We start from the raw sequence: 12705 nt of genomic DNA, 5'->3' as shown, positions 1-12705 counted from the left end.
TTCCGTAGGCGACTTCTATATAATATAAAAAATCGCCTTCGGTGTCAACACTTTTTCAAAAAAAGTTTTTGGGGGTGCAAATTGCTTCTACAACCCCTCAAACTCCTCGGTGTTTTTAGAGAGCAGTCCCTTCAGTTCCTTCATAAACATGTTGATATCCTTGAACTGGCGGTACACGGAGGCGAAGCGGACGTAAGCGACCTCATCGACAGGGTAGAGCTGCTCCATGACCAGCTCGCCAATCTGGCGGCTCTCCACTTCGGCTAAGGCGATGCCACGCAATGACTTCTCCACCTCGGAGACAATAGACTCCAGACGCTCTACGGAGACGGGACGTTTCTCGCAGGCACGGATAAGGCCGCGCAGGATTTTGTCGCGGCTGAATTCTTCGCGGCTGCCGTCTTTTTTGATCACGATCAGCGGAGTTTCTTCAATCATCTCAAAGGTTGTAAACCGCTTGCTGCAGCGCTCACATTCCCGCCTGCGCCGGATGGACTTATTCTCGTTGGCCGGACGCGAGTCAAGCACTTTCGTATTCGTGTGATCGCAGTAAGGGCATTTCATAAGCCTCAAGTCACTTCCTTTTGTATTAATGGTCGCTTTCCGGTCCGGCAATACGCCGGCTACCAGTAGCTCTTTTTTCCAGAAAACACCGTTTATTTGTTGTTATGAATATGCCATGTCCAGCACATAATACTGTTACCAACCGATAGGAGGTGAACAGCAATGAGCCAAAACAACAGCTCCAATAACCTGGTAGCTCCAAATTCACGCGGTGCCTTGGAACAACTGAAATATGAAGTTGCCCAAGAACTAGGTATCACGCTCTCCCCAGATGGATACCAAGGCAATAAAACTTCTTACGAAAACGGTTCGATCGGTGGTTACATCACTAAACGTCTTGTAACCCTGGCTGAGCAATCACTGGCAGGTCAATACAAATAACCTGTCCCCATAAGCTTGCCTAAAGAAGTATTAAACGGCCCTCAAGGCTGTTTAATGCTTCTTTTTCGTACAAATACAGTCTCAGTCTTCTCCCTTAGAACTCGCTGTAAATCTCCGTGTACTGGTCGTAGTAATAAATGACTCGCTGCACATAATGCCGGGTCTCGCCAAACGGGATATCCTTCACGGAAGCCGCTGTACCGTCCCAATTGCCTTTTTCCAGCCAGCTCTTCACTTTCCCGGGGCCTGCGTTATAGGCTGCGATCACAGCGGTACGGTTGCCATCAAACTGGCGGGAAAGTGATGACAAATACCAGGTTCCAAGCTCAATGTTGGCCGATGGCTCCCTCTTCAATTGTTGCAGCGAGACATCCGGAAGCTTGGCCTTTTCAAGTGCCCACTTCGCCGTATCCGGCATCAGCTGCATGAGTCCCAATGCGCCTTTTTTGGACTCCCGGCCGGTCTTATAGTTCGTTTCCACCCGGATGATGGCTGCCACAAGGAACGGGTCCATATCGTAGGTAATACTGTGCTCACGAATTTCTGCTTTATAATAAATCGGATAAAACCAGGACATCCAGTTGGTACTCAAGAACAGGATTGCAGTGAATCCAACGAATAACAGGAGCAGCACTCTTTTTTTACGCAGCCATTTCATCATAGGCCCAGCCTGTCCCACAATACGGCAACCTGCTGCTCAGTCTGGGCAAGAGTACCGCTGTTGTCGATGATGTAGTCCGCTCTGCGGCGCTTCAGTTCAATATCCAACTGGGCATCCAGTCTTCCTTGGGCCTGCTCCAGAGACAGCCCGTTGCGCTCCATCAGCCGGTCCAACTGGACCTCCCGGGGAACATAGACGACCACAATTTGCCCGAAAAGGTTGTCCAGCTCCGATTCATACAGCAGAGGGATATCTACAATAGTCAATCGCTGCGGGTCTTCTTGTTCCATTGTGTTCATACGTTTTTTGATTTCCTGGCGAATCGCCGGATGCGTCAACTGATTCAGTACCTGCAGGGCTTCCGGATCATGAAAAACGATCTCCCCCAGCTTGGTGCGGTTCAGTGTTCCATCCGGCAGCAAGATTCCTTCCCCAAAATGCAGCACAGCTGCAGCCAGCACCGGATGTCCCGGGAGCATGACTTCTCTGGCGATGGCATCAGCGTCCACGAGTCTTGCTCCCTTTTCCACAAACAGTGCGGACACGGTGCTTTTTCCGGAAGCAATGCCTCCGGTTAAGCCCATAATCATGTACTCACCTCATAATAGCTTCATTATTCCCATTGCAATTAACATTAACGCAGGCAGTACAGCAGCATGCTTCATCCAGTAACGACCAGACAGCTTAAGGCCTGTTCTCATGCCCAGCAGCAGAAAGGTTCCGCTGAACAGGGCGATCATAAGCGAGGTGGATACCGGACTGAATCCCAGCAGTGCAGCCCCGAGACCTGCTCCGAAAGCATCCAGCGACAGTGCTATTCCGAGCAGCATCGCTTCCATGGAGGAAATGCTCCCGGAGGCGTCCATATCGGCCGAAGACGGCGTACGGAGAATCTGGATGACCACCCCGAGATGGCGGAGCTCCAGTGAAAAGACTGCCAACTTCTGCGCATCTTTTTCGATCTCACTCACACAATCCGCAGTCGTATCTGCAAGGTCAGCAGTTGCAGCCTTCCCCATGGAAGCCACACCCGGCAGCAGTACCGCTCCTGTCTCCCGCCCTCGCGGATTGTGCTCCTTCTCCTTCTGGATCAACATCTGGACGAGGGACCAGCAGCCCATCAGGACCAGAATAATTGCGCCGATGCTTGAAGCGGCCTGCGGTGAAATCACCTTCGCCAGCAGCACACCGACCTGCATAGAGACACAAATGACTACCCCCGAGCAGAGCGAGATAATCATAATGGAGAGCAGCGGTATTTTCATTTTGCGGAGTCCATATGTAATGCCTACACCAAAACCGTCCAAGCTCAGGGCAAAAGCCAGCAGCAGCAATGAAAACAAGGGGCTGAGCACCCGCAATCCCTCCCGTGAAGAACCGGCAGCCCGTGCGGAACGTTCCGCGGGCTCCGTTCGCTTTATTGAGCATTCTTCACACAGTATATGGGCGGGACAGACTGTCGGTGCCTTAGTTTTGCAGCAGCATGAACAGCAGAGGTGTATAATGCCTGTAAATCATCTCTTGCTCTAGTGCAATGCCCTACTTAACTGCCGCAGCCAAAAGGCTGGCAGCTTGGGCAAATATGAGTGCCCCGGCCGCCTACAACACTCTTCTCGATAAGAGTGCCGCAGGTCGCGCAGGGCTGGTCCTTACGTCCGTAAATGAGCAATTGCTGCTGGTAGTTGCCGCTTTCTCCCTGGCCGTTGACATACGACTTCACAGAGGAGCCTCCGGCATTCACCGCCTCAGTCAGCGTTGCCACAATCGCATGATGCAGCTTGTTCAACTGCTCTTCCGTAAGCGCCTTCGCGCTCACCTCAGGGTGAATTCCGGCGCGGTGCAGCGCCTCATCTACATAAATATTACCGATGCCGACCACATATTCCTGATTCAGCAGCAGCGGCTTGATTTTGGTGTTTCTGCCGGAGACAATTTCCTTGAACCTCTCCACTGTAAAGGAAGGATCAAGCGGCTCCTGCCCCAGCTTACTCAGCGGCTTAAGGAGAAGATCCTCACCCGGCTGGAACAAATGCATGGTACCAAATTGACGCACATCCGTGTAACGCAGCTCGGTGCCGTCGGTGAAATGGAAGATGACATGTGTATGCTTGTCCAGCGGCTCATCACCCTGGAAAAGACCGTACCGGCCCTCCATCCGCAGATGGGAGACCATTACCAAACCGTCAAATACAAAACGCAGAAACTTGCCTCTGCGCTCCACATGAACCACGCTATGGCCTGCCAGCATATGGGCAAAAGCCTGAGTATCGTCCGGACGCTGGATAATCCGCGGCAACCGGACGGTGACATTCTGTATCTGCTTGCCTTTAATTAATTCATTAAGTGTTCTCTTGACTGTTTCTACTTCCGGCAATTCCGGCATAATAGCTCACCTCTCCTCCATTATACCGGAATTGCCGGGGCTGCGGGGAGTCTATTTCGCCTCATACCAGTTACTTCCATAACTTACCTCTGCCTTCAGCGGCACAGAGAGCGTGAGCGCGCCGGCCATAACCTCGGGCAGCAGTTCCTTCATCAGCTCAAGCTCATCTTCCGGCACCTCGAAGACAAGTTCATCGTGCACCTGCAGCAGCATGCGGCTCTTCAGCCCGCGCTCATACAGCGCCTTATCCATATGGACCATGGCCAGCTTGATAATGTCCGCAGCCGTCCCTTGAATTGGGGTATTCATCGCCGTACGTTCGGCAAAGGAGCGCAGATTAAAGTTCTTCGCATTGATCTCCGGCAGATAGCGGCGGCGTTCCAGCAGCGTGGTTACATAACCCTGCTTGCGGGCATCAAGCACGATATCGTCCATGTAGCGGCGTACACCCTCATATACTTCAAAGTACTGCTCAATAAAATGTGATGCTTCCTTGCGGGAAATCCCCAGGTTCTGCGACAGTCCGTAGTCACTGATGCCGTACACAATGCCGAAGTTAACCGCCTTGGCGGACCGGCGCATGTTGCTGTCGACCTGGTCGGCCGTGACTCCGAACACATCCATCGCTGTCTTGGTGTGAATATCCATATCATGCAGAAAAGCTTCCTTCATCCGCTCGTCACCGGAAATATGTGCCAGCACGCGGAGTTCGATCTGCGAGTAATCTGCCGCCAGAATGGACCAGCCCGGTTCGGACGGTACAAAGACCTTGCGGATCTTGCGGCCTTCCTCCAGCCGGATCGGAATGTTCTGCAGGTTCGGAAATTGGCTGCTAAGCCTTCCAGTTGCGGCAATGGTCTGCCGGTAAAAGGTATGCACCTTGCCGGTCACCTCGGAGACTTCCTTGAGCAGCCCCTCAACATAGGTGGACTGGAGCTTGGCGATCGAGCGGTATTGCAGGATCAGACGCACCACATCATGATATGGGGCCAGTTTCTCCAGCACCTCGGCATCGGTGGAATATCCTGTTTTGGTCTTCTTGACGACAGGCAGGCCCAGCTTCACAAACAGAATTTCCCCGAGCTGCTTAGGCGAATTGAGGTTGAACTCGGTTCCGCATATCTCGTAGATTTCAGCAACCAGCTTGGAAATCTGGGCTTCGAATTCTTTCCCCAGCTCTTTAAGATCTTCTTTATTGACGGCAATTCCCTGTTTTTCCATATCGGCAAGAATGCGCGACAGCGGCATCTCGAGATCTTCGAACAGTCCGGTCATTGCTGTCTCGGTCAGCTCCTGCTGCTGCTTCTCGACGATACCAAGCACGGTAGCGCTTTTGCGCGCCACATGATTGCCGAGGATTTCAAGCTCCGGTATTTTATATTTGGCGCCTTTGCCGAACACCTCTTCATCTGGTGATAAGCGGGGCAGGCCGTATTTGGCGGTAAGATCATTCAAGTTCTGATTCGCTTCTGTCGGGTCCAGCAGATAAGCAGCAAGCTGCACATCATTGGCTGCTCCTGCAAAAGGAATCCCCTGCCAATGCAGCGCCAGATCGGCGCGGTGCAGATCGTAACCGCTCTTCGGTGCCTTGCTGTCTCCCAGCCAGGCCCGCAGCGGAGCTGCGGCATGGCTCTGCAGCAGTGCAAACGGCACGAAGTAATGCCGCTCCGGCGAAGACAACCCAAGGCCAATCACTTCTGCACGGTGCGGGTTCTCACCGTTTGATTCCACATGCAGCGCGGAAATACCCGGGAGAGCGGAGATCAAGTCCTCCAGTTCACTTTCACCGACGATGGTAATATCCAGGACGGCAGCTTCAACCGCTTCTACAGCTCCATCACTGCTGGACGAATAAGCGCTCAGCGACAGACGCTCAAGCAGGGATTTGAATTCCAGCTTGGCGAGTGCCGGGCCGGCAGTATCCCCTTTAATTCCGGCGAACTCCATATCCTCCCAGGCATGCTCCAGCGGAACCTCGCGGTAAATCGTCGCCAGCTTCTTGCTCATCACGGCACTGTCCGCATGTTCCTCCAGCTTCTCTTTCATCTTGCCCTTCAGCTCGCCGGTTCCGGCCAACACACCTTCGACCGAACCGAACTGGTGCAGCAGCTTAAGTGCAGTCTTCTCGCCTACGCCAGGCACTCCGGGGATGTTATCACTGGCATCGCCCATCAGCCCCTTAAGGTCAATGATCTGCTCCGGCGTCAGATCGTATTTCTCGCGGATTTGCTGCGGTCCGTACAGCTCGACTTCTGTAACTCCCTTACGGACCAGTGCCACCGTCGTATACTCCGAGGCCAGCTGCAGCATGTCCTTGTCCCCGGACACGATCATTACCTGGCGTCCGGCTTCATCAGCCTCACGCGAGATGCTGCCGATAATATCGTCAGCTTCGTAACCGGAAATCTCAAACTGCGGCACCCCCATATCACGCAGCAGGTCCTTCAGCATCGGAAACTGCTCGGAGAGCTCCGGCGGTGTCTTTTGACGGCCGCCCTTATAATCTTCATACCCTTCATGCCGGAATGTAATCTTCCCGGCATCGAATGCAACGATCAGATGACTAGGCTTATGCTCCTCTATTAGACGCAGCAGCATCGTCGTAAATCCGTATACCGCATTTGTCTGCTGCCCCGCCGTATTCGTCAGCGGCGGCATGGCGAAAAATGCGCGATAAATGATGTTATTTCCATCGATTAGTATCAACTTGTCCACTATAGCACCTCGCCTTTATCTTGCTTACTCCCTACATAGTAACATATGCCCCGCTCAAAAAAGAACCAGGACATCTGAAATGAACTGCGGATTCTAACAGTAAAGCAAGTTCCTGCCCGCTAATTAGCGGAAGCGCCGTATTAATGTATTTAATGTAGGATTTCCATTCTTCCCCTTGCTAAAACCGCTTAGCTTCTAAATAAAAATGAAAAAAAGCAGCAAGCCTCCAGTACAGGAGCTTGCTGCTTAGTAGGTACACGCGAATTTCATCCGGGGCTGATGTACAAGGTCAGCCAGCACCGGATATATCGTGCCATCGTTATTGATTCAGATCCGGGCGCTTGCCTGTTACGAGATATACCACGCTTTCGCCGATGTTGGTGGCGTGATCGGCAATCCGCTCGATATAGCGTCCAACCAGCGTCAACAGCATCGCCTGATTCAGCGATTCCGGCTTTTCGACCATATAAGTGTACAGCTCATTAATCGTTGCGCTGTACAAATGATCGACCTGGTCATCATCCTGAGCCATCTTGTATGCCAGATCGGTGTTCTCATCCAGATAGGATTGAATCGCCTCGTCGATCATGACGGCCACAATTTCAGCCATCCGCGGGATATCCACCAGCGGTTTGATCAATTGCTGGCCCTGAATGCGCAGCGTAACCTTCGCTACATCCAGTGCCAAATCGCCCATACGCTCCAGATCGCTGGATATTTTGAACGCAACAATAATTCGGCGCAGGTCCTTGGCTACGGGCTGCTGGGTGATAATCAGCCGCGAACCGATTTCCATTATTCTGTCTTCCATGGCATTCAGCCGTAAATCGGCTTTGACGATTTCTTGTGCACGTACGATGTCAAGAGTCTGCAAAGCTACAATTGCACCTTCCAGAGCATCCGTTACATGCTCGCCCATCTGCTGCAGCAGACTGCGCAGCTCTTCCAGATCTTTATCGAATTCTTTTCTGCGAATCATAATAAAAGCGTTCCTCCTCAAAACGTATGGTCTGCTAGTCAGTTCCAAGAAACGGGTCCCTGCGGGGGATTAGCCGAAGCGGCCGGATATATAGTCTTCTGTGCGGGAGTCCTTTGGATTGGAGAACAACAGTTCCGTATCTGCAGCTTCTACAATTACACCATTCAGGAAAAACACGGTTTTGCCCGAAACCCGGGCCGCCTGATGCATATTATGTGTGACCATAACAATGGTGTACTTATCGCGCAGCTCCTGCACCAGTTCCTCAATCTTCAGTGTGGATACCGGGTCAAGCGCGGAGGTTGCCTCATCCATCAGCAGAATATCCGGTTGTACCGCAAGCGCTCTGGCAATGCAAAGACGCTGCTGCTGTCCACCGGACAGGCTAAGTGCAGATTTCTTCAGAAAATCCTTAACTTCCTCCCAAAGCGCGGATTGCCGCAGACTTTGTTCTACGAGTTCGTCCAGCTCCGCTTTGGCGCGGACACCATGGAGACGGGGGCCGTAGGCCACATTGTCGTAGATCGACTTGGGAAATGGATTAGGCTGCTGGAATACCATGCCGACCTGCTTTCGCAGGCTCTCCACCTCAACCTCGTCGCTGTAAATATTTTTGCCGCTGATGTTCACTTTACCTTCAATACGTGTTCCGGGAATCATGTCGTTCATACGGTTTAGTGTGCGCAGTAGTGTAGATTTACCACAGCCGGAGGGACCGATAAAAGCTGTCACCTGTTTCTCCGGAATCTGCAGATCCACAGCCTTCAGTGCATGAAAAGACTCATAGTAGAGATCAAGTTTCTCTATGTCAATGATGGATTTCATTAGTTTTTGCGTCTCCTTCTCATCATCTTCGTTCCCCATGATAAGCTTTCAGTGTAAATACAGTTGAAGAGAATTGTTAACGCAGTGTAAAATCGGTGGCGATCGTCCCGTGTTCACGAAATGCCGATGAGCTTATTATTTCAATTCTTTGTGTATTTTAAAAAAAGAACACCGTCATTTCAAATGACAGGCGCTCTTTTCTTGCTAACTACCAGTTTGTAACCTACACCGCGAATCGAATCAATATGGACCGATTCCGGATCAAGCTCCAGTTTCTTGCGCAGTGAGCTGACGTGGACATCCACCGTCCGCTGTCCGCCGATATAATCAAAGCCCCATACGGCATTCATCAAATCGTCGCGCGTCAGTACCACACCCGGCTTGCGAGCTAGATACAGCAGCACTTCAAATTCCTTCGGCCGCAGATTAATACTGACTCCGCCCAGAGAAACCTCATACCGTTCAGGGTAAATCTCCAGCTGTCCCAGAATAATCGTCGATGCCGATACAACAGCTTCCGGCTGGACTTCTTCGGCAAGTCCGGAGATCCGCCGGAGTACTGCGCTGACCCGGGCAAGCAATTCCGATACACCAAAAGGTTTGGTTATATAATCATCAGCACCGGATTTCAGGCCGCGGACTACATCCTCTTCGGCATTTTTGGCAGTCAGCACGATAACAGGCGTACGGATGCCTTGTCCGCGCAGTTTATCAAGAATATCAATCCCGTTCATTCCCGGAAGCATGAGGTCCAGTACGATCAGGTCAAAAGGTTCTCTAGTCGCACGGTCATATCCTGCCGTTCCATGATCCTCCACCGTCACTTCATAACCTTCCTGCGTCAAATTATAGGACAGCAGCCGTGCCAGCGTCGGTTCGTCTTCAATGACAAGCAATCGTTGTGCCATAGGTTCCCCCGTCTTCATATGTTTTTAAATTTACAAATCAGTTCGCAAGCCCATCATATCACCGGAATGTTAACTCGGTGTAAAATCTCAAAGACTTCTGAATTATTAAAAAGAATTCAATTCCATAGTAAACCTTGAAGGGCTCACTAGCAAATTTGAAAACGCACTTCCGGGAGTGTGTCCAGCTGTAAACGGGGCCTTATCCTATTCTGCCTGCTCCTGCAGTAACGGCAATTCCAGAATAAACGAGCTGCCGATGCCGAGATCACTCTCCACCGTAATCGAACCGCGATGCAGCTCCACCAGATGCTTCACGATTGACAATCCGAGGCCGGTTCCGCCGGAGCTTCTCGATCTTGCCTTATCCACCCGGTAAAAGCGTTCAAAAATCCGCGGCAAATCCTTGCGGGGAATGCCCATGCCGGTATCGCTGACGGTAAAGACAACCGTTTCCGTGCCGTCTGCCTTATGGCCGTTGACGACGGTTACTTTCACACTTCCCCCATCATGCGTGTAATTGATCGCATTGGAGAGCAGATTCATAAAGATCTGGCGCAGCTTGTCTTCGTCACCCTCCACGAACAGCTCATTCGGCACATTTGCACTGAGGCTGATTTTTTTCTTCTCTGCCACTTTGCTGAGCGTCCCCAGTACGGAATCAAAAAATTCAATTAAATGGACAGGAGAGCATTCGAGCTGCACGCGCTTTGATTCGATTTTGGACAATTCCAGAATATCTCCGATTAACCGGTTCAACCGTTCATTCTCATCATAAATAATCTGCAGGAAAGAACGTGCCGTCTTCTCATCCGTAACGCCGCCTCCAAGCAGGGTCTCGGCAAACCCTTTTACCGCAGCAACAGGTGTCTTCAGCTCATGTGAGACGTTGGCCACGAACTCACTGCGCATCTTCTCCAGACGGCGGATTTCCGTCACCTCCTGCAGCAGGAACAGCATGCCCCGGTAAGAGCCATCCTGCATCATCGGCACACCGTCAAGCCGGACGATCCGCTCAGCCGGGTTATAAATGCTCCGCTCCTCGTGGATCGCCTCCTTACGGGTAACTCCCTCGTCAATCAATCGGGTAAGCTCATAATGATGCTTAATTTCCTTGTAGGAATAACCGGCCATTTCACTGTTCTTCACATCCAGCAGATGTTCCGATGCCCGGTTCAGCAGCGCGATCTCGCCCTCCGCATTGATCATCACAATGCCGCCGGTCATATTATCCAGCACGCTCTGCAGCAAATCCTCGTTATCACGGATCGTCTTCAGCTGGGTCTGCAGGCTGTCAGCCATCGCATTGATTGCTGTAGCAAGCTGACCGATCTCATCCTTGCGCTTCATCGGCACCCGGGCATCATAATCCAGGTCGGTAATACGCCGGGCCACTCGCGTAATCTGCTCCAGCGGAGAGGTCATACTTGAAGCCACCTTATAGCTCACTAGGGTTGCTGCAATAAACAGCAGAACCAGCCCCCCTGCCATAATCAGCCAAGCCCGGCTGAGTCCTTCCGTCACAGCGTTCAGCTCCATAGAGAGCCGGATATAACCGTCGAACCCCTGATCAGAGACCACAGCTCCGGCTACATACAGCATTTGCCGGTCGAGTGTATCACTGTAACGGATCGCCCGTCCGATTCCTTCCTTGGCGGCCAGCACTTCCTCCTCGCGAGTGGAGTGATTATCCATTTGCAGCGGATCCTTCTCCGAATCGCCGATAACCTTGCCGTCCTTGGTAATGAAGGTGATCCGGGAATTGGTCAGCTTAGAGATATGCTTGGCCTGGTCCGTATAGAAATTCAATGCGCCGGAGCTGTTCATATCGGTAAACTGAAGTGTTCCGGAGAGCAGTTTTATTTCCCGGGACATGTTTTCCTCCAGGGCCGCAATATGGGAATCCTTAAACAATTGGGCCATGGTAAGTCCGGCACCGATCATGGAAATCCCGATCATAGTCATCAGTATAAAGGTAAGCCGGATACGAAACGGTTTCATGTAAAAATCCTCTTCCTTATCATTATGTCATTGAGAACATCCTACCTCCATTTTCGCTAAAACACCAGTTCTCCAGGCAATTATCAACGCAGTGTAAAAATAGGACAGCATGTGCTGCCAGCAGAGACGTAAAACATTAAGGCTCCACCCGATTTATGGTATTATCATTACAAAACCTGTTAAATTCGAAAGGGAAATCTAATGAAAGTAACGATTTCGGATGTTGCAAAAGCCGCCAATGTTGCCAAGTCCACTGTCTCCAAGGTACTGAACGATTCTCCCAAAATTTCGCAGGACACCAAACGCAGAGTCCGTGAAATTATGAAGCAAATGAACTATACCCCGAGCAGTATCGCCACCGGACTTGCCAGACAAAGCAGTAATACCGTGGGGCTGCTGGTTGACATGTCCAAAGGAAGTGAATTTCTGAATCAATTCTTCTATAACATTATAGGTGGAATAGAGAGCGTGATCGGTCCGCTGAAATATGAGCTGACTCTCTGCAATGTGCAGCATAATGATGAAGAGGGAGATTTCCTGAACAGACTGGTTTACAATCAGCGCGTCGACGGAATTATCGCCAACAATTCAGTGCTGACGGAAGAACTGTCCGCGCAGCTCGATCAGCTTGAATTTCCCTACATCTCCATAGGCGAAAGCAACGATCCGGCCAGCTGGGTCGATTTCGATAATGAAGCCGGCGGCAGAATACTGACACGCCACCTGCTGGAGCAGGGTTACTCCCAGCCCGCTTTCATTGGCGGAGAGCCGCATGAGCGAATCTTCACTTCCCGCTTAAACGGCTATCTTAAGGCTTTGAACCAGGCAGGCGGGTCCGCCCCGGAAAGATTAATTGTGAATGGGCAAGCCGACGAGTATGAAGGCTACCGCGCCGCCATGCAGCTTCTGCAGGGTAGTGACCGGCCCGACTGCATCGTATGTATGACCAATTATGTTGCCTTCGGCGTGCTAAGAGCCGCCCGCGAGCTGGACATCGAAATCCCCGCACAGCTCGGTGTGGCCGCTTTTGATGAATATCCTTTCTCCCGATACACTACACCTCCCCTGACCTCATTGAATATAGATACCTTCAAGCTTGGGGTAACCTCCGGCCAATGGCTGATGGATCTTATCCAGGGCAAAAATACGGGATCACGGCAGCTGCTGCTGGAGCCGGAGCTTATTGCCCGGGAATCCACGTTAAGACATGTTGTCCGGAATTAGCTTAGCCATGAACTGTTCTGAGCTTAAGTTTGCGGAACTTAAAACAAGGAGCGGCCTCCCGGGGAGC

At 51.5% G+C, this 12705-nt stretch carries 12 protein-coding genes; 2 read left to right on the top strand and 10 right to left on the bottom strand.

Annotated features, from left to right (window positions below):
* Positions 1 to 87: 87 nt before the first annotated feature.
* Positions 88 to 564: a transcriptional regulator NrdR gene (nrdR, locus tag NST07_RS10315; RefSeq protein ID WP_038599232.1), complete on the bottom strand. Its 477-nt coding sequence runs from the start codon at positions 562 to 564 to the stop codon at positions 88 to 90.
* A 162-nt stretch (positions 565 to 726) separates the two neighbouring features.
* Here nrdR and NST07_RS10310 point away from each other — a divergent pair, with 162 nt between their 5' ends.
* Positions 727 to 945: an alpha/beta-type small acid-soluble spore protein gene (locus tag NST07_RS10310; RefSeq protein WP_038588982.1), complete on the top strand. Its 219-nt coding sequence runs from the start codon at positions 727 to 729 to the stop codon at positions 943 to 945.
* A 94-nt stretch (positions 946 to 1039) separates the two neighbouring features.
* Here NST07_RS10310 and NST07_RS10305 read toward each other — a convergent pair whose 3' ends face one another.
* From NST07_RS10305 to NST07_RS10265, 9 genes are all read right to left on the bottom strand, one after another.
* The gene (locus tag NST07_RS10305) at positions 1040 to 1603 is read right to left on the bottom strand and encodes a lytic transglycosylase domain-containing protein (RefSeq protein ID WP_340899886.1); all 564 of its coding nucleotides are present in this window, start codon (positions 1601 to 1603) and stop codon (positions 1040 to 1042) included.
* Entirely contained in the window at positions 1603 to 2196 is a 594-nt protein-coding gene (gene coaE, locus NST07_RS10300; RefSeq protein ID WP_342481484.1) for a dephospho-CoA kinase, read from the bottom strand. Before coaE ends, NST07_RS10305 begins: the two co-directional genes overlap by 1 nt.
* 9 nt (positions 2197 to 2205) lie before the next feature.
* Positions 2206 to 2961 carry a manganese efflux pump gene (locus NST07_RS10295; protein WP_341091480.1) on the bottom strand — a complete coding sequence of 252 codons (756 nt, stop codon included), beginning with the start codon at positions 2959 to 2961 and terminating at the stop codon, positions 2206 to 2208.
* 188 nt (positions 2962 to 3149) lie between these two features.
* Positions 3150 to 3989, bottom strand: coding sequence for a DNA-formamidopyrimidine glycosylase (gene mutM, locus NST07_RS10290; RefSeq protein WP_342481483.1), 840 nt, complete (start codon positions 3987 to 3989; stop codon positions 3150 to 3152).
* A gap of 51 nt (positions 3990 to 4040) precedes the next feature.
* Positions 4041 to 6704 carry a DNA polymerase I gene (polA, locus tag NST07_RS10285; RefSeq protein ID WP_341091478.1) on the bottom strand — a complete coding sequence of 888 codons (2664 nt, stop codon included), beginning with the start codon at positions 6702 to 6704 and terminating at the stop codon, positions 4041 to 4043.
* A gap of 319 nt (positions 6705 to 7023) precedes the next feature.
* Complete coding sequence (phoU, locus tag NST07_RS10280) at positions 7024 to 7683, bottom strand: phosphate signaling complex protein PhoU (RefSeq protein ID WP_341091477.1); 660 nt, start codon at positions 7681 to 7683, stop codon at positions 7024 to 7026.
* A gap of 69 nt (positions 7684 to 7752) precedes the next feature.
* Positions 7753 to 8508 (bottom strand): phosphate ABC transporter ATP-binding protein PstB, encoded by a 756-nt coding sequence (gene pstB / locus NST07_RS10275; protein WP_038588967.1) that lies wholly within the window; start codon positions 8506 to 8508, stop codon positions 7753 to 7755.
* 179 nt (positions 8509 to 8687) lie between these two features.
* Positions 8688 to 9416, bottom strand: coding sequence for a response regulator transcription factor (locus tag NST07_RS10270; RefSeq protein ID WP_038588964.1), 729 nt, complete (start codon positions 9414 to 9416; stop codon positions 8688 to 8690).
* A gap of 204 nt (positions 9417 to 9620) precedes the next feature.
* Positions 9621 to 11414, bottom strand: a complete 1794-nt coding sequence (locus NST07_RS10265; RefSeq protein WP_341378024.1) for an ATP-binding protein — start codon at positions 11412 to 11414, stop codon at positions 9621 to 9623.
* A 201-nt stretch (positions 11415 to 11615) separates the two neighbouring features.
* Between NST07_RS10265 and NST07_RS10260 the strand changes: the two genes are divergently transcribed.
* Positions 11616 to 12638, top strand: a complete 1023-nt coding sequence (locus NST07_RS10260) for a LacI family DNA-binding transcriptional regulator (protein WP_341091475.1) — start codon at positions 11616 to 11618, stop codon at positions 12636 to 12638.
* Positions 12639 to 12705 lie beyond the last annotated feature (67 nt).

The organism is Paenibacillus sp. FSL L8-0340 (assembly GCF_038593145.1).
GTDB lineage: Bacteria > Bacillota > Bacilli > Paenibacillales > Paenibacillaceae > Paenibacillus_AQ.
Note: the sequence above shows the minus strand (reverse complement) of the source record. Positions and strands in the feature narration are given on the sequence as shown.